General features: G+C 71.2%; 14 protein-coding genes. 11 read left to right on the top strand and 3 right to left on the bottom strand.

Annotated features, from left to right (window positions below; all coding sequences use genetic code 11):
- Positions 1–457 precede the first annotated feature (457 nt).
- From ACZ7KF_RS19075 to ACZ7KF_RS19060, 4 genes are all read left to right on the top strand, one after another.
- Positions 458–739 carry an acylphosphatase gene (locus tag ACZ7KF_RS19075; protein ID WP_471075873.1) on the top strand — a complete coding sequence of 94 codons (282 nt, stop codon included), beginning with the start codon at positions 458–460 and terminating at the stop codon, positions 737–739.
- Between the two features lie 380 nt (positions 740–1,119).
- Positions 1,120–1,323 carry a hypothetical protein gene (locus tag ACZ7KF_RS19070; RefSeq protein WP_225823126.1) on the top strand — a complete coding sequence of 68 codons (204 nt, stop codon included), beginning with the start codon at positions 1,120–1,122 and terminating at the stop codon, positions 1,321–1,323.
- 247 nt (positions 1,324–1,570) lie between these two features.
- The gene (locus tag ACZ7KF_RS19065; RefSeq protein WP_471075870.1) at positions 1,571–5,284 is read left to right on the top strand and encodes a chromosome segregation SMC family protein; all 3,714 of its coding nucleotides are present in this window, start codon (positions 1,571–1,573) and stop codon (positions 5,282–5,284) included.
- Positions 5,285–5,522: 238 nt separating this feature from the next.
- Positions 5,523–6,941 (top strand): sugar porter family MFS transporter, encoded by a 1,419-nt coding sequence (locus ACZ7KF_RS19060; RefSeq protein ID WP_471075867.1) that lies wholly within the window; start codon positions 5,523–5,525, stop codon positions 6,939–6,941.
- Between the two features lie 157 nt (positions 6,942–7,098).
- Here ACZ7KF_RS19060 and ACZ7KF_RS19055 read toward each other — a convergent pair whose 3' ends face one another.
- Both ACZ7KF_RS19055 and ACZ7KF_RS19050 read right to left on the bottom strand, forming a co-directional pair.
- Positions 7,099–8,070 (bottom strand): LLM class flavin-dependent oxidoreductase, encoded by a 972-nt coding sequence (locus ACZ7KF_RS19055; RefSeq protein ID WP_471075865.1) that lies wholly within the window; start codon positions 8,068–8,070, stop codon positions 7,099–7,101.
- 54 nt (positions 8,071–8,124) lie between these two features.
- Positions 8,125–9,573, bottom strand: coding sequence for a cytosine permease (locus ACZ7KF_RS19050; RefSeq protein WP_471075862.1), 1,449 nt, complete (start codon positions 9,571–9,573; stop codon positions 8,125–8,127).
- A gap of 171 nt (positions 9,574–9,744) precedes the next feature.
- Between ACZ7KF_RS19050 and ftsY the strand changes: the two genes are divergently transcribed.
- Positions 9,745–10,962: a signal recognition particle-docking protein FtsY gene (gene ftsY / locus ACZ7KF_RS19045; protein ID WP_471075859.1), complete on the top strand. Its 1,218-nt coding sequence runs from the start codon at positions 9,745–9,747 to the stop codon at positions 10,960–10,962.
- Between the two features lie 133 nt (positions 10,963–11,095).
- Here the strand turns inward: ftsY and ACZ7KF_RS19040 are convergent, their stop codons facing one another.
- Positions 11,096–11,752: a bifunctional DNA primase/polymerase gene (locus ACZ7KF_RS19040; RefSeq protein ID WP_471075856.1), complete on the bottom strand. Its 657-nt coding sequence runs from the start codon at positions 11,750–11,752 to the stop codon at positions 11,096–11,098.
- A 457-nt stretch (positions 11,753–12,209) separates the two neighbouring features.
- Here ACZ7KF_RS19040 and nsdA point away from each other — a divergent pair, with 457 nt between their 5' ends.
- From nsdA to ftsH, 6 genes are all read left to right on the top strand, one after another.
- Complete coding sequence (nsdA, locus tag ACZ7KF_RS19035) at positions 12,210–13,688, top strand: transcriptional repressor NsdA (RefSeq protein WP_471075853.1); 1,479 nt, start codon at positions 12,210–12,212, stop codon at positions 13,686–13,688.
- 345 nt (positions 13,689–14,033) lie between these two features.
- Positions 14,034–15,374: an ammonium transporter gene (locus tag ACZ7KF_RS19030; RefSeq protein ID WP_471075850.1), complete on the top strand. Its 1,341-nt coding sequence runs from the start codon at positions 14,034–14,036 to the stop codon at positions 15,372–15,374.
- A complete protein-coding gene (locus ACZ7KF_RS19025) occupies positions 15,371–15,709 on the top strand; it encodes a P-II family nitrogen regulator (protein ID WP_100828472.1) in 339 nt (112 codons plus the stop codon). The genes ACZ7KF_RS19030 and ACZ7KF_RS19025 overlap by 4 nt, the downstream gene beginning before the upstream one ends.
- A gap of 55 nt (positions 15,710–15,764) precedes the next feature.
- On the top strand, positions 15,765–18,218 hold the full coding sequence (locus tag ACZ7KF_RS19020) for a [protein-PII] uridylyltransferase (RefSeq protein ID WP_471075847.1): 2,454 nt from the start codon (positions 15,765–15,767) through the stop codon (positions 18,216–18,218).
- Between the two features lie 219 nt (positions 18,219–18,437).
- The gene (ffh, locus tag ACZ7KF_RS19015) at positions 18,438–19,991 is read left to right on the top strand and encodes a signal recognition particle protein (RefSeq protein WP_471075844.1); all 1,554 of its coding nucleotides are present in this window, start codon (positions 18,438–18,440) and stop codon (positions 19,989–19,991) included.
- 87 nt (positions 19,992–20,078) lie between these two features.
- Complete coding sequence (ftsH, locus tag ACZ7KF_RS19010; protein WP_471075841.1) at positions 20,079–22,013, top strand: ATP-dependent zinc metalloprotease FtsH; 1,935 nt, start codon at positions 20,079–20,081, stop codon at positions 22,011–22,013.
- The last annotated feature ends 207 nt before the right edge of the window (positions 22,014–22,220 follow it).

Here is a 22,220-nt window from a genome sequence, read left to right as displayed (position 1 = left end):
TCCGTCGGACCGGAGCCGGAGCCGGGTGTGGCGGGCGTCCGGCCCTCGTCCGTCGAGAAGAGATAGGCCTGGGCCTTCGCGGTGGCCTCGGCGTAGGCCTCCGGGTTCAGGTAGGGCGCGATGCCCATGGGTATCGGCCGTTCCCCCGCCGACGACTGCCGGGCTCGGTCACTCCCGGCGGCGGAGCGCTGAGTACGGGTGACCCCTGTGGCGCGGCCCGTGGCGGCGCGGCCGGCGGCGAAGCGTCGGTGGCGTCCCATGTCCTGGCCCTCTTCCTCGTGCTCGCGGTCGACCCGTGTCCGCGCGGCGAGTGACTCGTCGGCGAGTGACTCCCTCTGGCCAACCCGGCTCACTCGATCAAGTGAGTTTCAATTGCAATCCTTTGCGCTCGGACGGTACCTGATGCCGTCGGGGGGACGACGTGTCCCGCGCAACACCGGCCGGTTAGGTTGCACCCATGAGTGAGGACGTACGACTGGTCGCCTGGGTGCGTGGACGCGTGCAGGGCGTGGGTTTTCGCTGGTTCACGCGTGCCAAGGCGCTGGAGATCGGCGGGCTGAGTGGTTTTGCTCTCAATCTGGCCGACGGCCGGGTCCAGGTGGTCGCGGAGGGGGCCCGGGAGGGGTGCGAGGGGCTGCTCGACTGGCTCCAGGGCAGCGACACGCCCGGACGCGTGGACGGAGTCACCGAGATCTGGGACACACCGCGCGGCGGCTATGACGGCTTCGCCATCCGCTGAGTCGGCGCGGCCGGGCGGTGCGGCCGGAACGCCGAAAGCTGCCGGGGGCATGTGCGCGGAGTGGAAACGCCCTGGTGGTTGCGAAGAAGGGCGTGGCATGGCAGGCTCCGCTGGTACTGCTGGTCGCCACGCCCTGAGGGTCCGGAGGAGTCGCAGCGCCGCCGTTTTTCCGGCCGCGTGCCCCGGTCTGCCCGCCAATACAGGGCGTGATCGTGTTGACCGTCAAACTTTTTGGTGAGACGCTGAAAGCCCCGCGCACCTTAGCTGTTTGGCATGGAGCAACAGCAGAGCAACACTCGGATGTGCCAAGCACCGCGGGTGCGAATCCCTCACGACCCACACCGCATCGGTCGGTCACTCAGTGTGGAGGACCAAGCATCATGGCAAAGGCGCTTCTCGGTTACGTCGGCGGCTCCGACCCTCGACTCCTCGCCGAGATGCGACGGCTGCAGCAGCGAGTCCAGGACCTGGAGTCCGAGCTGGTCAGGATCCAGGCGGAGAACCAAGCGCTGTCGGCTGCCGCCTCTCAGGACAGGATCATGGAGAGCATCGACGCACACCAGGCGGAGCCTGCGCTCACCTGATCACTGCATCGCTCCACAACAGCAGTCGCTGTGATCGGGCTGCCGTAATCAACCGCTCAGTTGATCCGACGGCTGAGACCCAGTCGTCATAGAGTTGCAAGGGACGCTTCGGCGTCCCTTCGTTCTTTCCCCCGCGCATCCTTTCAGCCTCTTCAACATCTGGTGTGCCCTGCATGGTCACTGGCGAAACCGCGCGGTTGCGAGGGTTCATGGAGTGAGATAGCGGCGGCGGGTAGAGTCCGGCGGCGTGCACCTCAAGGCCCTGACCCTTCGCGGGTTCAAGTCGTTCGCCTCGGCGACCACGCTCCGGTTCGAACCGGGCATCACGTGTGTCGTCGGACCGAACGGCTCGGGCAAGTCCAATGTCGTGGACGCGCTCAGCTGGGTCATGGGCGAGCAGGGCGCCAAGTCGCTGCGCGGCGGCAAGATGGAGGACGTCATCTTCGCCGGCACCACCGGCCGCCCGCCGCTGGGCCGCGCGGAGGTGTCCCTGACCATCGACAACTCCGACGGGGCGCTGCCCATCGAGTACGCCGAGGTCACCATCACGCGGATCATGTTCCGCAACGGCGGCAGCGAGTACCAGATCAACGGTGACACCTGCCGTCTCCTGGACATCCAGGAACTCCTCTCCGACTCCGGCATCGGCCGCGAGATGCACGTCATCGTCGGCCAGGGCCAGCTCGACTCCGTCCTGCACGCCGACCCCATGGGCCGCCGCGCCTTCATCGAGGAGGCGGCCGGCGTCCTCAAGCACCGCAAGCGCAAGGAGAAGGCGCTCCGCAAGCTGGACGCGATGCAGGCGAACCTCGCGCGCGTGCAGGACCTCACCGACGAACTGCGCCGCCAGCTCAAGCCCCTCGGCCGGCAGGCGGCGGTGGCGCGCCGGGCCGCCGTCATCCAGGCCGACCTGCGCGATGCCCGGCTGCGGCTCCTCGCGGACGACCTCGTTCGCCTGCGCGAAGCCCTGCGGGCCGAGGTGGCCGACGAGGCGGCCCTGAAGGAACGCAAGGAGACCGCCGAGCAGGAGCTGAAGAAGGCGCTCCACCGCGAGGGCCTGCTGGAGGACGAGGTACGCCGGCTCACCCCTCGTCTCCAGCGCGCCCAGCAGACCTGGTACGAGCTGTCCCAGCTGGCCGAGCGCGTGCGCGGCACCGTCTCGCTGGCCGACGCCCGGGTCAAGAGCGCCACCTCCGCGCCCCCCGAGGAGCGGCGCGGCCGGGACCCCGAGGACCTGGAACGGGAGGCCGCCCGCATCCGTGAACAGGAGGCCGAGCTGGAGGCCGCTCTGGAGGCGGCCCAGCGAGCCCTGGACGACACCGTCGCCCACCGCGCCGAACTGGAACGCGAGCTGGCCGTGGAGGAGCGCCGGCTGAGGGACGTCGCCCGGGCCATCGCCGACCGCCGCGAGGGTCTGGCCCGGCTGTCCGGGCAGGTCAACGCGGCCCGCTCGCGCGCCGCCTCCGCGCAGGCCGAGATCGACCGGCTGGCCACGGCCCGCGACGAGGCACAGGAACGCGCGGTGCGCGCCCAGGAGGAGTACGAGGCCCTCCAGGCCGAGGTCGACGGCCTCGACGCCGGCGACGCCGACCTGGCCGAACAGCACGAGACGGCCAAGCGGCGGCTCGCCGAGGCCGAGGCCGCGCTGAGCGCGGCCCGCGAGACGGCGACCGCGGCCGAACGCCGGCGCGCCGCGACCCAGGCCCGCCACGAGGCGCTGGCGCTGGGCCTCAGGCGCAAGGACGGCACCGGCATACTGCTCGGTGCCCGCGACCGGCTCACCGGCATCCTCGGCCCCGCCGCCGAGCTGCTCACGATCACCCCGGGCCACGAGGTGGCGCTGGCCGCCGCGTTCGGCGCGGCGGCGGACGCGATCGCCGTGACGACCCCCGCGGCGGCGGCCGAGGCGATCAAACTGCTCCGCAAACAGGACGGAGGCAGGGCAGCCCTGCTCCTGACGGGACCCCCCGACACCGCAGACGCCGCGCCCCCCAGGGGCGCGGGGAACGGCGCGCCCAGCCCCCACGCACCCGCACCCGATACCGCAGACGCCGCCCTCGGAAGTGGCCCGAAGCACCACGCACCCGCACCCGACAACACCGCGGCCCCCCTTCCCCCCGCCACCCTCCTTCCCCCCGCCACCCCCCTTCCCCCCGCCGCCCCCCTCTTCGCCGCCGACCTCCTCCGCGGCCCCGCCGAACTCATGCCCGCCGTGCGTCGGCTGCTGGCCGGAATCGTCGTCGTGGACACCCTGGAGGACGCCGAGGCCCTGGTCTACGCCCACCCGGCCCTCACCGCCGTGACCGCCGAGGGCGATCTCCTCGGCGCCCACTTCGCGCACGGCGGCTCGGCCGGGGCGCCCAGTCTGCTGGAGGTCCAGGCCTCCGTGGACGAGGCCGCCGCCGAGCTGGCCGAGCTGGCGGTCCGCTGCGCGGAGCTGGCCGAGGCGCAGCACGCGGCGGCCGAGCACCGCGGCCGGGCGACGGCCCTCGTGGAGGAGCTGGGGGAGCGGCGACGGGCCGCCGACCGGGAGAAGTCGGCCGTGGCCCAGCAGCTCGGGCGGCTCGCCGGGCAGGCGCGGGGTGCGGCCGGGGAGGCCGAGCGGTCGGCCGCGGCGGCGGCACGTGCGCAGGAGGCGCTGGACAAGGCCGTGGAAGAGGCCGAAGAACTGGCCGAGCGGCTGGCCGTGGCCGAGGAGATGCCGGTGGAGGAGGAGCCGGACACCTCGGTGCGGGACCGGCTCGTCGCCGACGGCGCCAACGCCCGGCAGACCGAGATGGAGGCCCGCCTCCAGGTCCGTACGCACGAGGAGCGGGTCAAGGGGCTCGCCGGCCGGGCCGACTCGCTGGACCGGGCGGCCCGCGCCGAACGCGAGGCACGCGCGCGTGCCGAGCAGCGCCGGGCCCGGCTGCGGCACGAGGCGGCCGTGGCCGAGGCCGTCGCCTCCGGCGCCCGGCAGCTGCTCGCGCACGTCGAGGTGTCGCTGACCCGGGCCGAGCAGGAGCGCTCCGCCGCCGAGACCGCCAAGGCCCGGGGCGAGCAGGAGCTGGCCGCCGCCCGCACGGCCGGCCGTGAACTGAAGTCCGAACTCGACAAGTTGACGGATTCGGTTCACCGCGGCGAGGTACTCGGCGCCGAGAAGCGGCTGCGCATCGAGCAGCTGGAGACCAGGGCGCTGGAGGAGCTGGGTGTCGAACCGGAGGGGCTGGTGGCGGAGTACGGTCCGCGTCAGCTCGTGCCGCCCTCGCCCCCCGCCGACGGGGAGCGGCTGCCGGAGGACCCGGAGCATCCGCGGAACCAGCCCCGCCCCTTCGTACGCGCCGAACAGGAGAAACGGCTCAAGGCCGCCGAGCGGGCGTACCAGCAGCTGGGCAAGGTCAACCCGCTGGCGCTGGAGGAGTTCGCGGCGCTGGAGGAGCGGCACAAGTTCCTCAGCGAGCAGCTGGAGGACCTGAAGAAGACCCGCGCCGACCTGCTTCAGGTGGTGAAGGAGGTCGACGAGCGTGTCGAGCAGGTGTTCACCGAGGCGTACCGGGACACCGCGCGGGAGTTCGAGGGTGTCTTCAGCCGGCTGTTCCCGGGCGGCGAGGGCCGTCTGGTGCTGACCGATCCCGACAACATGCTCGCCACGGGTGTGGACGTCGAGGCGCGGCCGCCGGGCAAGAAGGTCAAGCGGCTCTCCCTGCTCTCCGGCGGCGAGCGTTCGCTGACGGCCGTCGCGCTGCTGGTGTCGATCTTCAAGGCCCGGCCGAGTCCGTTCTATGTCATGGACGAGGTCGAGGCCGCACTGGACGACACCAACCTCCAGCGGCTCATCCGGATCATGCAGGAGCTGCAGGAGGCCTCGCAGCTGATCGTGATCACGCACCAGAAACGCACGATGGAGGTCGCGGACGCGCTCTACGGCGTGTCCATGCAGGGCGACGGCGTGTCCAAAGTCATCTCGCAGCGGCTGCGCTAGCCCCTCTCAAGATCCATTAGAAGATCACCTCCTCTGTGTTCAAGAACTGAACACGGAGCCACCGGGCATATCTCAAAACTCACAGCCGTTGAAGTATTGACTTCGAAACTTGAAGGCATAGTCTCTGCAACGTTGCTTTTACCTTCAGGTGTAAGCGGCGTGTACGTATGCGCCACTGGAAGCCTGGAAGGGCTCGCCCCCCCACCCGGCAGCGTTGCCGTGGCCCGAGGAGTTACACGTGACCAGCACAGCGCAGGCACCTCAGTCAGGAGCCAGGACGGCTCATCCCGAGCATCTCGGGCACGTCATCTTCATCGCTGCGGCTGCCGCCATGGGCGGCTTCCTCTTCGGTTACGACAGCTCCGTGATCAACGGCGCGGTCGAGGCCATCCGCGGCCGTTACGACATCGGCTCCGCCGCCCTCGCGCAGGTCATCGCGATCGCCCTGATCGGCTGTGCCATCGGCGCCGCCACCGCGGGCCGCATAGCCGACCGGATCGGCCGTATCCGCTGCATGCAGATCGCCGCCGTCCTCTTCACCATCAGCGCCGTTGGTTCCGCGCTGCCCTTCGCGCTGTGGGACCTCGCGTTCTGGCGCATCGTCGGCGGCTTCGCCATCGGTATGGCCTCCGTCATCGGCCCCGCCTACATCGCCGAGGTCGCCCCGCCCGCCTACCGCGGCCGGCTCGGCTCCTTCCAGCAGGCCGCGATCGTCGTCGGCATCGCCATCTCCCAGCTGGTCAACTGGGGTCTGCTCAACGCCGCCGGCGGCGACCAGCGCGGCAAGCTGATGGGCCTGGAGGCCTGGCAGGTCATGCTGGGCGTGATGGTCGTCCCGGCCGTCCTCTACGGCCTGCTGTCCTTCGCGATCCCCGAGTCCCCCCGCTTCCTGCTCTCCGTCGGCAAGCGCGAGCGCGCCAAGGAGATCCTCGCCGAGGTCGAGGGCACGGGCATCGACCTGGACGCCCGCGTCGCCGAGATCGAGCACGCGATGAAGAGCGAGGACAAGTCCTCCTTCAAGGACCTGCTCGGTGGCGGCTTCTTCTTCAAGCCGATCGTCTGGATCGGTATCGGCCTGTCGGTCTTCCAGCAGTTCGTCGGCATCAACGTCGCGTTCTACTACTCCTCGACGCTGTGGCAGTCGGTGGGTGTCGACCCGACGGACTCGTTCTTCTACTCCTTCACGACGTCGATCATCAACATCGTCGGCACCGTCATCGCGATGATCTTCGTGGACCGCATCGGCCGCAGGCCGCTCGCGCTCATCGGTTCCGTCGGCATGGCCGTCGGCCTCGCGCTGGAGGCCTGGGCGTTCAGCTACGACCTGGTCGACGGCAAGCTGCCGAGCACCCAGGGCTGGGTCGCCCTGATCGCCGCCCACGTGTTCGTCCTCTTCTTCGCCCTGTCCTGGGGCGTGGTCGTCTGGGTCATGCTCGGCGAGATGTTCCCGAACAAGATCCGTGCCGCCGCCCTGGGCGTGGCCGCCGCCGCGCAGTGGCTCGCCAACTGGGCCATCACCGCGAGCTTCCCGTCGCTGGCCGACTGGAACCTCTCCGGCACCTACGTGATCTACACGGTCTTCGCCGCGCTCTCCATCCCGTTCGTCCTGAAGTTCGTCAAGGAGACGAAGGGCAAGTCCCTGGAAGAGATGGGCTGACCTTCGGCGAAAGCCCCCCGAACTCGGGGAGAAGGGCCAAGTCCCCGCTGCCCCTCTCCTCGTACCCTCCGCCGCCCCCGGCCCGGCCACTGCCCGGACCGGGGGCGGCGGTGCCGTACGTACCGCAGGGCCGCCGGCACCGCGAGGGGCCCTTCGTTCAGCCCTCCAGTGCCGGTACCACGCGTTCCGCGAACAGGTGGAGGCTGCGCCATCCCTCCTCCAGGGGCATTCCGCCCGCCAGCGGGTGCAGCACCAGGCTCTCCAGGCCCTGCGCCACGCACTGCTCGGGAGTGAGGATCCGGTACACGCCCTCGGCGCGCAGCTCGTCGACGGTCGTGGCGGCCGACTTCACCGCCGAGCGGATCTGCCCGGACTGCCAGGAGGCGTACGTCCGTGCCTCGTGCAGGAAGTGGGCGCCGTGCTCGGCCCACGCCCGGTCCGGGTCCTCGGCGAGGTGGAGGAGCGGGGTCTCGGCAGCCGGCATCATCGTCCAGCCCTCGGTGCCGTACTCGGTGAGCCTCTCCTTGTAGTACGCCTCCAGCTCCGGCAGATGCGCGCTGGGGAAGAAGGGCAGGCCGAGCCGGGCGGCCCGGCGGGCGGCGGCCTTCGAGGAGCCGCCGACCAGCAGCAGGGGGTGCGGATCGGTGTACGGCCGCGGGGTGAGCCGCACCCTGCGGCCCCGGTACGCGAACTCCTCGCCGGTCCACGCCTTCAGCAGGGTCTCCAGCAGCTCGTCCTGGAGCCGGCCCCGCCGCTTCCAGTCGACGCCGAACAGGGCGTACTCCTCCGGCCGGTACCCGATCCCGGCCACGGTCACCAGCCGTCCCCCGCTCAGCAGGTCCAGGACGGCGATGTCCTCGGCCAGCCGCAGCGGATCGTGCAGCGGGCCGATCACCGCCGACACCGTGACCGCGATGTTCCGCGTCGCCCCGAACACCGCGCCCGCGAAGGCGAACGGCGACGGCAGCCAGTTGTTCTCCGCGCCGTGGTGCTCCTCGGTCTGCACGGTGCCGATCCCGTGCTCGTCCGCGTACGCGGCCATCTCCAGAGCGGCCCGGTAGCGGGCGGAGAGGGCGGCGGGAGGGGCGCCGGGCGCGACGAGGTTGAAACGTACGACCGTGACGGGCATGGAAAGTCCCCCTCCGGTAGGACTCGGTGGAGGGGGACGTTAGCTGACGGTGCGTCAGACAGCCAGGGTTTCGGGCTCTTCCGCGGCCGGGTCGGCCGCCGGGCTCGCCACCGCGGGCTTCGGCAGCACCACGTACAGCACCCCGGAGATCACGATCGTCGCGACCCAGCCGAGGCCGTACTCGCCGATCACGTTGTTCTTCGCGAGCGGGCCCGTGAACCAGTCCGAGGTGGTGAACATCAGACCCGACACCAGACCGATCGCCCAGGCGGCCACGGCCGAGGGGGCGAAGCCGCCCTTGTACCAGTAGGCGCTGGCGCGGGTGGTGTCGGCCATGGCCCGGCCGTCGTACTCGGTGCGGCGCAGCATGTCCGCGCCGAAGACGCCGACCCACGCCGAGAAGGCGACCGCCAGCAGCGACAGGAAGGCGATGAACGAGCCCATGAAGCTCGTCGCCACCAGCATCAGCACCCCGCCGAAGATCAACGAGATCACGGCGTTGACCGAGACCGCCCAGTGCCGCGGCACCTTGAAGCCCAGGGTCTGCGCGGTGAAGCCCGCCGAGTACATCGACATGGAGTTGATCAGCAGCATGCCGATCAGCGCGATGAACAGGTACGGCACGGCGATCCAGGTCGGCAGGATCTCACCGAGGAAGGACACCGGGTCGCTCGCCGAGGCCAGGTCCGGCGTGGAGACCGCCATCACCGCGCCCATCAGCACCATGGGCAGGACGACCACACCGGCGCCGCCCACCGCCGTGCCCACGATCGCCTTCGACGAGGCCGTGCGCGGCAGATAGCGGGTGAAGTCCGGGGCGGACGGGATCCAGCTGACACCGCCGGCCGCGATCATGCCGATGCCGGTGATCACCGCGGCCGTCGAGCCGGCGCTGTGGTCCATCACCTTCGACCAGTCGGTGTTCGCCACCAGGTAGCCGAGGACCAGCACCGAGAAGACGCCGAAGAAATAGGTCGCGTACTTGTTGCACTTCTGCACGGCGTTGATGCCGAGCCCGGAGATCGCGAACGTCGCGACGACGAACGCCAGCAGCGTCACCATGTCCAGCACGCTGTTCGCCTTGATGCCGAACAGGATGTCCAGGATGGTGAGCATCGCGTACGCGCCGGTCACCGCGTTGATGGTCTCCCAGCCCCAGCGCGCGACCCAGATCAGCGACCCCGGCAGCAGATTGCCGCGCTGTCCGAAGACCGCCCGCGACAGCGCCATGCCGGGCGCGCCGCCCCGCTTGCCCGCGATGCCGATCAGTCCGACGAGACCGTACGACACGATCGGCGCGGCGATCGCGACGACCAGCGCCTGCCAGATGTTCAGGCGGTACGCCACGACCAGGCTCGCGCCCATGGTCAGCAGCAGCACGCTGATGTTCGCGCCGACCCAGGTGGGGAACAGCTCCCGGGTCCTCGCGGTGCGTTCGTGGTCGGGGACCTGTTCGATACCGCGGGTTTCGAGAGCGCCTTCGGTCTCGACGGTTTTGCTCATGAAAGAGGTGCCAGACGTGGGGGGACAGGGGGACGTGGGGGACTCTACGCGCGTGGATAGAGAGGCCACCATCGTACTTTGCTCCGAGTCCGCGTGTTAAGTGGCCTTTGTCTCTCAGAGGAAGGCACAAACAGGGTCCTGGCGAACACCATGGCCGATACTGGTCGGGTTATGGAAACCGTCATCCTTCTTGTAGTCATCGCCGTGGTCGTGCTCGCGGTGCTCGGCGGGCTGGTGGTCGGCAGCCGGCGCCGGAAGCCGCTGCCCCCGCCGCCCCCCAAGACGCCCGACATCACCGCGCCCCCGGCCGAGCCGCACGTCGGCGACGAGGCCGAGACGCCGCACGACGAACCGCGCCGGACGATCGAGGAGGTGGATCTCCCGGGCGGCCCCGCGCCGGTCGCCGTCGAGGAGCCGCCCGTCGAAGAGGCTCCGGTCGAAGAGGCTCCCGCGATCGAGATCCCGGAGCCCACCGCAGGCCGGCTGGTCCGGCTGCGCGCCCGCCTGTCCCGCTCGCAGAACGCCCTCGGCAAGGGCCTGCTCACCCTGCTCTCGCGGGAGCACCTGGACGACGACACCTGGGAGGAGATCGAGGACACGCTGCTCACCGCCGACGTCGGCGTGCTGCCCACCCAGGAACTCGTCGAGCGCCTGCGCGAACGCGTGAAGGTCCTGGGCACCCGCACCCCCGTGGAACTGCGCGGTCTGCTCCGCGAGGAACTCCTCAAGCTGGTCGGCACCGATGTCGACCGCACGGTGAAGACCGAGCCCGAGGACCGCAAGCCGGGCATCGTGATGGTGGTCGGTGTCAACGGCACCGGCAAGACCACCACCACCGGCAAGCTCGCCCGGGTGCTCGTCGCCGACGGCCGCAGCGTCGTGCTCGGCGCCGCCGACACCTTCCGGGCCGCCGCCGCCGACCAGCTCCAGACCTGGGGCGAGCGCGTCGGCGCCTACACCGTGCGCGGACCGGAGGCCGGCGATCCCGCCTCCGTCGCCTTCGACGCGGTCAAGGAAGGCAAGGAGATGGGGGTCGACGTCGTCCTCATCGACACCGCCGGCCGCCTGCACACCAAGACCGGCCTCATGGACGAGCTGGGCAAGGTCAAGCGCGTGGTCGAGAAGCACGCGCCGCTGGACGAGGTGCTGCTCGTCCTGGACGCCACCACCGGCCAGAACGGCCTGGTCCAGGCCCGCGTGTTCGCCGAGGTCGTGGACATCACCGGCATCGTGCTGACCAAGCTGGACGGCACGGCGAAGGGCGGCATCGTGGTCGCGGTCCAGCGGGAGCTGGGCGTGCCGGTCAAGCTGATCGGGCTCGGCGAGGGCGCGGACGATCTCGCCCCGTTCGAGCCGGAGGCGTTCGTGGATGCCCTTATCGGTGACTGACCGCCCCCGGAGCCCCGGACGCGGCTGCCGCCCCGGAGCGTTTCCGGGTACCGACGCGAAGCGCCCGCCCCCCAGGTGTGACGGGGGACGGGCGCTTCGCCGTGCGGGGGGGGGCGGATCCTTCCGCGCGGGACTACGAGCGCGAACGATGGGCCACGTACGCCAGGGTCCCCAGCAGCAGCCGTGCCGCAGGAGGCCGGGTCGCCGAGTCCAGTGCCGGCGGGCGCAGCCAGCGCACGGGGCCCAGGCCGCCCCGGTCGGAGGGCGGCGCGGTGATGTGCGTACCCGGGCCGAGGCCGCGCAGGTCCAGTGCCGCCGGGTCGTCCCAGCCCATGCGGTAGAGCTGCCGGGGGAGGTCGGCGGCGGCGCCGGGGGCGACGAAGAAGTGGGCGCGGCCGTCCGGGGTGGCGGTGACCGGCCCGAGGGGCAGGCCCATGCGCTCCAGGCGGACCAGGGCCCGGCGGCCGGCCGGCTCCGAGACCTCGATGACGTCGAAGGCCTGGCCGACCGCGAGCATCACGGAGGCGCCCGGGAACTCGGACCAGGCCTTGCTCACCTCGTCCAGGGTGGCCCCGGCCGGCACCTGCGGGGCGAAGTCGAGCGGATGCGCGCCCGGGGCGGCGCAGTCGGGCCGCCCGCACGAACAGGCACCTCCGGCGGCCCGCGCCCCCGGCACCACGTCCCAGCCCCACAGTCCGGTGAACTCGGCGACGGGAGTGCACTCCGCGGAACGGCCGCGCCGCCGTGTGCCGGAACGGATCTCGCGGATGCCGCCGATCGTGAAGCCCATGCCCCCTCCAACGGGTCCAGCGCGCCGGTGGTTACGTCACGGAACGAGACGGAAGCGGAACGTAACCATACGGCTCCGCTTTCCCGTCTGGTTGCGGAGCCAAGGCGGCGCCTCGAAGCACATCGGGTGGCACACCGGGAGTCACGCGCCCCCGCGTGCATCACTCCGCCCACTTCCGGCCGTCCTATGTCAAGTGAATCGCGCGGAGGCCACCGTGAGTTCATTCGAAGGGGTGGCGAATGGTGGCGTTTCAGGGATCCCCGTGGCTGGACGGGTGATCGTAGGATTACTGTGAGTGTGCGAGTCCCCGGGGCAATGCACTCGTGGGTATGCCGGAGGCAAGTCGTCAGCTCGTTCGAAGGGTGAGAACCAGCGGACGGGAGCCCGTATTTACCGGCATTCTGATAGGGCTTGGCGCATCAGGCGACAAGTGGTCTCAGGGAGTGGGGGCGTTCCAGTGGGCGGCAACGGCGGTAGCGGGACGAACGCTGACAAGCGCCCCAACGAGCTGCTCGGCTCGTGGTTCGTGCGCAGCGGCTGGTCCAAGGGCGAGCTGGCCCGCCAGGTGAACCGCAGGGCACGCCAGTTGGGTGCCCACCACATCTCCACCGACACCTCGCGCGTGCGCCGCTGGCTGGACGGCGAGAACCCCCGCGAGCCGATCCCGCGCATCCTCTCGGAGCTGTTCTCCGAGCGCTTCGGCTGCGTCGTCTCCATCGAGGACCTCGGCCTGCGCGCCGCCCGCCAGTCGCCCGCCGCCTCCGGAGTCGACCTGCCCTGGACGGGCCCCCAGACGGTCGCCCTGCTCGGTGAGTTCTCCCGCAGCGACCTGATGCTCGCCCGGCGCGGCTTCCTCGGCACCTCGCTCGCCCTGTCCGCCGGCCCCTCCCTCATCGAGCCCATGCAGCGCTGGCTCGTGCCCACCCCGGGCTCCCCGGTCCCGCCCGAGCCCCGGGCCGCCCTCGATCCGCGCAGGCCGGGCCGGCTCTCCCAGCCCGAGCTGGACCTGCTGGAGTCCACCACGCGCATGTTCCGCCAGTGGGACGCCCAGTGCGGCGGCGGCCTGCGCCGCAAGGCCGTCGTCGGCCAGCTGCACGAGGTCACCGACCTGCTCCAGGAACCCCAGCCCGAGGCCACCACCCGCAAGCTGTTCCAGGTCGCGGCCGAGCTGGCCGAGCTGGCCGGCTGGATGTCGTACGACGTCGGCCTCCAGCCCACCGCGCAGAAGTACTTCGTCCTCGCCCTGCACGCGGCGAAGGAAGCCGGCGACAAGCCGCTCGGCTCCTACATCCTGTCCAGCATGAGCCGCCAGATGATCCACCTGGGCCGGCCCGAGGACGCCCTGGAGCTGATCCACCTCGCCCAGTACGGCAGCCGCGACTGCGCGAGCCCGCGCACCCAGTCCATGCTGTATGCGATGGAGGCCCGCGCCTACGCCAACATGGGCCAGCCCGGCAAGACCAAGCGCGCGGTCCGCATGGCCGAGGACACCTTCGCCGAGGCCGACGAGTGGGACGAGCCGGACCCCGACTGGATCCGCTTCTTCTCCGAGGCCGAGCTGTACGGCGAGAACTCCCACTCCTTCCGCGACCTGGCCTACGTGGCCGGGCGCAGCCCCGCCTACGCCTCCCTCGCCGAGCCGCTCATGCAGCGGGCCGTGGAGCTGTTCGCCGAGGACGCCGAGCACCAGCGGTCGTACGCGCTCAACCTGATCGGCATGGCCACCGTGCACCTGCTCCAGCGCGAGCCCGAGCGCAGCACGCAGTACGCCTCGCAGGCCATGGAGATCGCCAAGAAGGTCCGCTCCGAACGTGTGAACACTCGTATCCGAAAAACGGTCGACACGGCCGTACGCGACCACGGCGACCTCGCCGCCGTGGTCGACCTCACCGAGCAGCTGGCCGTCGACCTGCCCGAGACCGCCGAGGCGGTCTGACCCACCCCGAGCACCCCATGCCCCGGCCGCGGCCGGTCCTCCCGAACTGCCCGACTCGGCTCCCCCATGCCAGGTCATCGAGAGGACCGCCGCGGCCGGTCCGTATCCCGCGCGCGAATCCGCCGCGGAAGGTTGCGCCACGATAACGATCGCGCAGCCGGACATCTCGCAATTCATCGACGCGTAACACGCCAGGCGCCTTCGTCACCCCGGCGAAACAACGAGGGGCTTCCACCGAAACCGCGCTGCGCCAATCTCATGGCGCATAACCGGCCCACCCCTCAACCGACCGGACCGCTCAGGCACCGCCCGCACGGGGCCGCACCAACCGACGAGGAGACGCCGATGGCACCAGCCATCATGCTTGCGGCGGACGCACCCAAACTGTCGTCCGCGAACACAGGCTTCATGCTCATCTGTTCCGCCCTGGTGATGCTCATGACCCCGGGCCTGGCCTTCTTCTACGGAGGCATGGTCCGCGTCAAGAGCACCCTGAACATGCTGATGATGAGCTTCATCAGCCTCGGGATCGTCACCATCCTGTGGGTGCTCTACGGCTTCTCCCTCGCCTTCGGCACGGGCAACAGCCTCCTCGGCTGGAACGCCGACTGGATCGGCCTCAGCAACATCGGCCTGACGGAACTCTGGGACGGCTACACCATCCCGGTCTTCGTCTTCATGGTCTTCCAGCTGATGTTCGCGATCATCACACCGGCCCTGATAAGCGGTGCCCTCGCGGACCGCGTCAAGTTCTCCGCCTGGGCGCTCTTCATCACCCTGTGGGCCACGATCGTCTACGTACCGGTCGCGCACTGGGTCTGGGGCGCCGACGGCTGGGCCTACAAGCTCGGTGTGATCGACTTCGCCGGCGGTACGGCGGTCCACATCAACGCGGGTGCGGCGGCGCTCGGTGTCATCCTCGTCATCGGCAAGCGCGTCGGCTTCAAGCGGGACCCGATGCGCCCGCACAGCCTCCCGCTGGTCATGCTCGGCGCCGGTCTGCTCTGGTTCGGCTGGTTCGGTTTCAACGCCGGCTCCTGGCTCGGCAACGACGACGGCGTCGGCGCGCTGATGTTCGTCAACACGCAGGTCGCCACCGCCGCCGCCATGCTGGCCTGGCTCGCCTACGAGAAGATCCGGCACGGCGCGTTCACCACGCTCGGCGCCGCCTCCGGCGCGGTCGCCGGTCTGGTCGCCATCACCCCGTCCGGCGGCGCGGTCTCCCCGCTCGGCGCGATCGCCGTCGGCGCCATCGCCGGTGTCGCCTGCGCCGCGGCCGTCGGCCTGAAGTTCCGGTTCGGCTACGACGACTCCCTCGACGTCGTCGGCGTCCACATGGTCGGCGGCATCATCGGCTCCCTGCTCATCGGCTTCTTCGCCACCGGCAAGGGCCAGTCGGAGGCGACCGGTGTCTTCTACGGCGACCACACGTGGGACCAGCTGTGGAAGCAGTGCGCCGGTGTCTTCGCGGTCCTCGCCTACTCCCTGGTGGTCTCCGCCGTCCTCGCCCTCCTGCTCGACAAGACCCTCGGCATGCGGGTCACCGAGGACGAGGAGATCTCCGGCATCGACCAGGCCGAGCACGCCGAGACCGCATACGACTTCAGCGGCGCCGGCGGCGGTGTCACCGGGACCGTCGCCGCCCAGACCCTGGCCGCCGCGCAGAACCGGAAGGTGGACGCATGAAGCTCATCACCGCCGTCGTGAAGCCCCACCGGCTCGACGAGATCAAGGAAGCCCTCCAGGCCTTCGGCGTCCACGGACTCACGGTCACCGAGGCGAGCGGCTACGGCCGGCAGCGCGGCCACACCGAGGTCTACCGCGGCGCCGAGTACACCGTCGACCTCGTGCCCAAGATCCGTATCGAGGTGCTGGCCGAGGACGACGACGCCGAGCAGCTGGTCGAAGTCATCGTCAAGGCCGCCCGCACCGGCAAGATCGGGGACGGCAAGGTGTGGTCCCTGCCGGTCGAGACGGCCGTACGGGTCCGCACGGGCGAGCGCGGGCCGGACGCGCTCTGACACAGGACAATCCGGGTCGGGGGAACGCCGGGGGAAACGGAACAGGAGTCGCTGGGTGACCGGTACGGAAGTACGGAAAGAGACGGAAGACTCGGGACCCGGCGGCTACGCGGCGGCCCGGCTGCGCCTCCTCACGGAGGGGGCGCGGTCCGGGCCGCCGCGCCGTACCGCCCTCGCGGAACTGACCGACGACTGGCTCGCGGGACTGTTCGGCGCGGCGGCCGGTGCCCGGCCCGGTGTCTCGCTCGTCGCCGTGGGCGGCTACGGCCGCGGGGAGCTGTCCCCACGCAGCGACCTCGACCTCGTCCTGCTGCACGACGGCTCCGACCCCGGCGCCGTCGCCGCCCTCGCCGACCGGCTCTGGTACCCCGTCTGGGACCTCGGTCTCGCCCTCGACCACTCCGTCCGCACCCCCGCCGAGGCCCGCAGGACGGCCGCCGAGGACCTGAAGGTCCACCTCGGACTGCTGGACGCCCGCCACCTCGCCGGCGACGCCGGCCTCACCGCCGGCCTGCGCACCAGCGCCCTCGCCGACTGGCGCAACCAGGCCCCCAAACGCCTTCCCGAACTCCAGGAACTGTGCGCCGAACGCGCCGCACGCCAGGGTGAACTCCCGTACCTGCTGGAACCCGACCTCAAGGAGGCCCGTGGCGGCCTCCGCGACGCCACCGCCCTGCGTGCCGTCGCCGCCTCCTGGCTCGCCGACGCCCCGCGCGAGGGACTGGCCGACGCCCGCCGCCGCCTGCTGGACGTACGGGACGCCCTGCACCTGGCCACCGGCCGCGCCACCGACCGGCTCGCCCTGCAGGAACAGGACCAGGTGGCCGCCGAGCTGGAGCTGCTCGACGCCGACACCCTGCTGCGGCAGGTGTACGAAGCGGCGCGCGTGATCGCGTACGCCAGTGACGTCACCTGGCGTGAAGTGGGGCGCGTACTGCGCTCGCGCGCCGTGCGGCCCCGGCTGCGCGCCATGCTGGGCGGCGGCAAGCCGGTCGCGGAGCGCTCCCCCCTCGCCGAGGGCGTGGTCGAACAGGACGGCGAGGTGGTCCTCGCCCGCGCCGCACGCCCCGAACGCGACCCCGTGCTCCCGCTGCGCGCCGCGGCCGCCGCCGCCCAGGCCGGCCTCCCGCTCTCCCTGCACGCCGTACGGCGCATGGCCGCCACCGCGCGCCCCCTGCCCACGCCCTGGCCCGCCGAGGCCCGCGAACAACTGGTCACCCTCCTCGGCTCCGGCCGCCCGACGATCGAGGTCTGGGAGGCCCTGGAGGCCGAGGGCCTGATCACCCGCCTGCTCCCCGACTGGGAGCGGGTCCGCTGCCGCCCCCAGCGCAACGCGGTCCACCTCTGGACCGTCGACCGGCACCTGATCGAGACCGCCGTCCGCGCCTCCGAACTCACCCGCCGCGTCAGCCGCCCCGACCTGCTGCTCGTCGCCGCCCTGCTGCACGACATCGGCAAGGGCTGGCCGGGCGACCACTCGGTGGCCGGCGAGATCATCGCCAAGGACGTCGCCGCGCGGATCGGCTTCGACCGGTCGGACGTGGCCGTGCTGTCCCTGCTGGTACGCCACCACCTGCTGCTCATCGAGACGGCCACCCGCCGTGACCTGGACGACCCCGCCACCGTCCGCTCGGTCGCCGAGGCGGTCGGCACCCAGAGCACCCTGGAACTGCTGCACGCCCTCACGGAGGCGGACGCCCTGGCGACCGGCCCGGCCGCCTGGTCCTCCTGGCGCGGCTCGCTCGTCACCGACCTCGTCCGCCGGGTCTCCGCCGACCTCGCCGGGGACGCCTTCGCCGAGCCGGAGCCGGCCGCGCCCACCGCCGAGCAGGAGCGTCTCGCCATCGAGGCCTTCCGCACCGGCGGCCCGGTCCTCGCCCTGCGCGCCCAGACCGGCCAGGTCACCGAGGAGGAGCCGTCCGGCGATCCGGAACCCCTGGGTGTCGAACTCCTCATCGCCGTCCCCGACCAGCCCGGCGTGCTCCCCGCGGTCGCCGGCGTCCTCGCCGTGCACCGCCTCACCGTCCGCACCGCGGAACTGCGCGCCGTCAGCCTCCCGGACGACGTGGACGACGACGGCACGGTCCTCCTCCTCAACTGGCGGGTCGCGGCCGAGTACGGCTCCCTGCCCCAGGCGACCCGGCTGCGCGCCGACCTCGTCCGTGCTCTGGACGGCAGCCTGGACATCGCCGGCCGTCTCGCCGAACGGGACGCGGCCTACCCCCGCCGCCGCGGCTGGATCGCCCCGCCGGCCCGCGTCACGGTCGCCCCGGCCGCCTCCCACCACGCCACGGTCATCGAGGTCCGCGCCCAGGACGCCCCGGGCCTGCTGTACCGCATCGGGATGGCCCTGGAGAAGGCGGGCGTGCGGGTGCGGAGCATGCATGTGAGCACGCTGGGCTCGAACGCGGTGGACGCGTTCTACGTCACGACCGGCACGGGCGCGCCCCTGCCGGGACAGGACGCGGGGTCACTGGCGCGGGTGCTGGAGGAGACCCTGCGGGCGTGACCCTGCGCTCGGGGCGGGCGTTCACCGGGTGTGACCCCCGCGACCGCGGGGGTGATCCCGGGCGTGCGCTCGCTGCCGACACGTCCCGCGCAGGGTCCCCGCCGGCGCGGGGACGCGGTCCGGCCCGCCCAATGCGATGGTCGGGGGCGATTGTCTTGCGCAGCCGGATACTCTGGAGGGCAGCCCAAACCGTCTCCGACCCCGAGGACCGACGCCACCGTGTTCGATACCCTCTCTGACCGCCTTAGCGCGACTTTCAAAAACCTCCGCGGCAAGGGCAGGTTGTCCGAGGCGGACATCGACGCCACGGCACGCGAGATCCGCATCGCGCTCCTCGAGGCGGACGTCGCCCTTCCTGTCGTCCGGACGTTCATCAAGAACGTCAAGGAAAGGGCCCTGGGCGCCGAGGTCTCCAAGGCGCTGAATCCGGCGCAGCAGGTCCTGAAGATCGTCAACGACGAGCTGGTCACCATCCTCGGCGGCGAGACCCGGCGTCTCCGCTTCGCCAAGCAGCCGCCCACCGTGATCATGCTGGCCGGTCTCCAGGGTGCGGGCAAGACCACCCTCGCGGGCAAGCTCGGCCGGTGGCTGAAGGAGCAGGGCCACTCCCCGCTGCTGGTCGCCGCCGACCTCCAGCGCCCGAACGCCGTGAACCAGCTGAGCGTCGTCGCCGAGCGCGCCGGCGTCGCGGTGTACGCCCCGGAGCCGGGCAACGGCGTCGGCGACCCGGTGAAGGTCGCCAAGGACTCCATCGACTTCGCCCGGTCCAAGGTGCACGACATCGTGATCGTGGACACCGCCGGCCGCCTCGGCATCGACGCCGAGATGATGCAGCAGGCCGCGGACATCCGGGACGCCGTCGGCCCCGACGAGATCCTGTTCGTCGTCGACGCGATGATCGGCCAGGACGCCGTCAACACCGCCGAGGCCTTCCGCGACGGCGTGGGCTTCGACGGCGTGGTCCTCTCCAAGCTGGACGGTGACGCCCGCGGTGGCGCCGCCCTGTCCATCCGGCAGATCACCGGTAAGCCGATCATGTTCGCGTCGAACGGCGAGAAGCTGGACGACTTCGACGCGTTCCACCCGGACCGGATGGCCTCCCGCATCCTCGACATGGGTGACCTGCTCACCCTGATCGAGCAGGCGGAGAAGACGTTCAGCCAGGAAGAGGCCCAGAAGATGGCCTCCAAGCTGGCGTCCAAGAAGGGCCAGGACTTCACCCTGGACGACTTCCTGTCCCAGATGGAACAGGTCAGGAAGATGGGCAGCATCAGCAAGCTGCTCGGCATGCTCCCGGGCATGGGCCAGATCAAGGACCAGATCAACAACCTGGACGAGCGGGAGGTCGACCGCATCGCCGCGATGATCAAGTCGATGACCCCCGGCGAGCGCCAGGACCCGACGATCATCAACGGCTCGCGCCGCGCCCGTATCGCCAAGGGTTCGGGTGTCGAGGTCAGCGCGGTGAAGGGCCTGGTCGAGCGGTTCTTCGAGGCCCGGAAGATGATGTCCCGGATGGCCCAGGGCGGCGGTATGCCGGGCATGCCGGGGATCCCGGGCATGGGCGGTGGCCCCGGCCGTACCAAGAAGCAGCCGAAGAAGGCCAAGGGCAAGCAGCGCTCCGGCAACCCGATGAAGCGCAAGCAGCAGGAGCTGGAGGAGGCCCAGCGCCGCGAGGCCGCCGCGCAGGGCGGCGGCGCCTTCGGCCTGCCGGGCCAGCAGGACGGCCAGGACTTCGAGCTGCCGGACGAGTTCAAGAAGTTCATGGGCTGACCGGGCCCGTACGTCGTCGGGGCGCCCTTCCGGTGGAGGGGCGCCCTTGCGTATGCCGGTGGGGGGCCGGTGTCGTACCGTCCCGATATGACGAACCCCGCTCCGCCGCGCAAGTCGCCGGACCAGCCCTGGCGCACCGAGGGCGCCCCGGAGGAGCCGCAGCCGCCGGGCGGGCGGAGGATGCGGGGAGGCTGGTGGCGGCTGGCCCTCACCGCGCTGATCGTGTACCTGATCGCGAACCTGGTGCTGTCGTACGTCGACCAGGCGAACGAGCCGACGATCTCCTACACCGAGTTCAGCAGACAGGTGGACGACGGCAACGTCGACAAGATCTACGCCAAGGGCGACTCCATCCAGGGCCAGCTCAAGAAGGAGCGGAAGAACCCGGAGGGCGGCGGCGGGTACACCAAGTTCAACACCGAACGGCCGTCCTTCGCGGACGACGACCTGTGGGCGAACCTGACCAAGCACAAGGTCAACGTCACGGCCGAACCGGTCGTCCAGCACCGGAGCTTCCTCTCCAACCTGCTGATCTCGCTGGCGCCGATGCTGCTGTTGATCGCCGTGTGGGTGTTCATCGCCCGGCGGATGAGCGCGGGGCTCGGCGGCGCGGGCGGCATGCTCGGCCGCAAGGCACCGCCGAAGCCGGTGGAACTGGTGCCGGGGGAGAAGCGCACCACGTTCGCCGACGTGGCGGGCATCGACGAGGTCGAGGGTGAACTGAACGACGTCGTCGACTTCCTGAAGAACCCCGACGCGTATCGCCGCATGGGCGCCAAGATGCCGCGCGGTGTGCTGCTCGCGGGGCCGCCCGGCACCGGAAAGACGCTGCTGGCGCGGGCGGTGGCCGGTGAGGCGGGCGTGCCGTTCTTCTCCGCCTCGGCCTCGGAGTTCATCGAGATGATCGTGGGCGTGGGCGCCTCCCGGGTGCGGGAGCTGTTCGCGGAGGCCCGGAAGGTCGCGCCGTCGATCATCTTCATCGACGAGATCGACACCATCGGGCGGGCACGCGGTGGCGGTGCGTCGATGGGCGGGCACGACGAGCGTGAGCAGACGCTGAACCAGATCCTCACCGAGATGGACGGTTTCTCGGGCTCCGAGGGCGTCATCGTGATCGCGGCCACCAACCGCGCCGACATCCTCGATCCGGCGCTCACCCGCCCCGGCCGCTTCGACCGGGTGGTCCAGGTGTCGCCGCCGGACCGCGGCGGGCGCGAGGCCATCCTGGAGATCCACACCCGGGACATCCCGCTCGCCGACGACGTCGATCTCGGACAGGTGGCCCGGACGACGCCCGGCATGACGGGCGCGGAACTGGCCAATCTCGCCAACGAGGCCGCGCTGCTGGCCGTGAAGCGCAACCAGCAGCGGGTGACCCGGTCCGACCTGTCCGACGCGCTGGAAAAGGTCCAGCTGGGTGCGGAGCGCCCGCTGGTGATGCCGGAGGAGGAGCGCCGGCGCACCGCGTACCACGAGAGCGGGCACGCCCTGCTGGGCATGCTCCAGCCGGGCGCCGACCCGGTCCGCAAGATCACGATCGTGCCGCGCGGCCGGGCGCTCGGCGTCACGCTGTCGACTCCGGACGCGGACAAGTACGCCTACACCGAGGAGTACCTGCGCGGACGGATCATCGGCGCGCTGGGCGGCATGGCGGCCGAGCACGTGGTCTACGACGTGATCACCACCGGCTCCGAGAGCGATCTGGAGCAGGTCACCAACATCGCGCGCGGGATGGTGTCGCGCTGGGGCATGAGCGAGGAGGTCGGCCGGCTCTCCGCGCTCCCGAACGACGCCCAGCAGGCGTACGGCCTGGCCGCCGCCCCGCAGACCCTGGACGTCATCGACACCGAGATGCGCCGGATCGTGGACGAGTGCTACGAGGAGGCGTGCCGCAAACTCCGGGACCACCGGGGGCAGCTGGACGCGCTCGCGCAGGCCCTGCTGGAGCGGGAGACGCTGGAGGAGGCGGACGCGTACCGGATCGCGGGGATCACGCGCCTGACCAAGGACGTCGACGCCTAGGGCCTCTCGTTTGGATCATGCCGGGCTCGCGGGCCCTGGCACCGCGCCTCGCCGCGTTGTCGTCGGTTGCCATGGCTCCGCCATGGCGCCCTCCTCCGCCTTGCGATGCACGGCACCGGACCCCGCTCCCTGATCCGGCCTGATCCAAACGAAAGACCCTAGGGCCGTCGCCCCGGTGGAGCGGGCTCCGCGGGCCCCGGCGGGATC

The organism is Streptomyces sp. NPDC038200 (assembly GCF_055600785.1).
Note: the sequence above shows the minus strand (reverse complement) of the source record. Positions and strands in the feature narration are given on the sequence as shown.

What these genes read in the sequence shown, in the direction of transcription:
- ACZ7KF_RS19075 (WP_471075873.1), top strand. Translation starts at nt 458, where the DNA reads ATGAGTGAGGACGTACGACTGGTCGCCTGGGTGCGTGGACGCGTGCAG.
- ACZ7KF_RS19070 (WP_225823126.1), top strand. Translation starts at nt 1,120, where the DNA reads ATGGCAAAGGCGCTTCTCGGTTACGTCGGCGGCTCCGACCCTCGACTC.
- ACZ7KF_RS19055 (WP_471075865.1), bottom strand. Translation starts at nt 8,070, where the DNA reads ATGCCCGTCACGGTCGTACGTTTCAACCTCGTCGCGCCCGGCGCCCCT.
- ACZ7KF_RS19050 (WP_471075862.1), bottom strand. Translation starts at nt 9,573, where the DNA reads ATGAGCAAAACCGTCGAGACCGAAGGCGCTCTCGAAACCCGCGGTATC.
- ftsY (WP_471075859.1), top strand. Translation starts at nt 9,745, where the DNA reads ATGGAAACCGTCATCCTTCTTGTAGTCATCGCCGTGGTCGTGCTCGCG.
- ACZ7KF_RS19040 (WP_471075856.1), bottom strand. Translation starts at nt 11,752, where the DNA reads ATGGGCTTCACGATCGGCGGCATCCGCGAGATCCGTTCCGGCACACGG.
- ACZ7KF_RS19030 (WP_471075850.1), top strand. Translation starts at nt 14,034, where the DNA reads ATGGCACCAGCCATCATGCTTGCGGCGGACGCACCCAAACTGTCGTCC.
- ACZ7KF_RS19025 (WP_100828472.1), top strand. Translation starts at nt 15,371, where the DNA reads ATGAAGCTCATCACCGCCGTCGTGAAGCCCCACCGGCTCGACGAGATC.
- ftsH (WP_471075841.1), top strand. Translation starts at nt 20,079, where the DNA reads ATGACGAACCCCGCTCCGCCGCGCAAGTCGCCGGACCAGCCCTGGCGC.